The following is a 706-nucleotide window of genomic DNA, read 5'->3' as shown; positions in this document are numbered from 1 at the left end:
GAACGCCATCTCGCCGCCGGTCACCGGATCGAGGTCGTTCCCTCGGCCAATCTCCTCCCCGACGGCATCCTCTGGCAGATCGACCGCCGCAACCGCCGCCTCCTCATCGCCGAGGAAATGCGCCTCGAAACCCGCCGCTTCTCGCTCGCCCACGTGATCGGCCTGCTCAGCCACGGCCGGCTGATCTCGCGGCTGATCGAGCGGGCGAAAGTCTCGTCGGACGCCGCGCGCGGCATCGCCCGCGTCGCCCTCGCGAACTATTTCGCCGGCGCGCTGATCATGCCCTACGCCGCCTTCCTCGCCGAGGCGGAGGCCGAACGATACGACATCCAGCGCCTGCAGATCCGCTTCCAGGCGAGCTTCGAGCAGGTCTGCCACCGGCTCAGCACGCTGCAGCGCCCCGGCGCCCAGGGCATTCCGTTCTTCTTCCTCAAGACCGACACCGCCGGCAACGTGCTCAAGCGCAGCAGCGCCACCCGCTTCCGGTTCGACCGTTTCGGCGGCCCGTGCCCGCTCTGGAACGTCTACCAGGCCTTCTCGCAGCCGGGGAAAATCTCCGTCCAGCTCGCCCAGCCGCCGGGCGAAACCACCTATATCAGCATCGCCCGCACGGTCGGCGGCGGCGGCACGTCCTACCTGTCGCGCCCGCGCGCCGTCGCGGTGGGCCTCGGCTGCGAGATCCAGTACGCGCCGCGCATCGTCTACG

General features: G+C 69.8%; 1 protein-coding gene. It reads left to right on the top strand.

Features of this window, described 5'->3' with window-relative positions; all coding sequences use genetic code 11:
- On the top strand, window positions 1–706 hold a 706-nt coding region (locus APM_RS13160; protein ID WP_039888717.1), incomplete at both ends, for a short-chain fatty acyl-CoA regulator family protein.

The organism is Acidiphilium sp. PM, assembly GCF_000219295.1.
In the GTDB taxonomy this organism is placed as follows: domain Bacteria; phylum Pseudomonadota; class Alphaproteobacteria; order Acetobacterales; family Acetobacteraceae; genus Acidiphilium; species Acidiphilium multivorum.
This window is presented reverse-complemented; position numbering and strand designations above follow the sequence as displayed.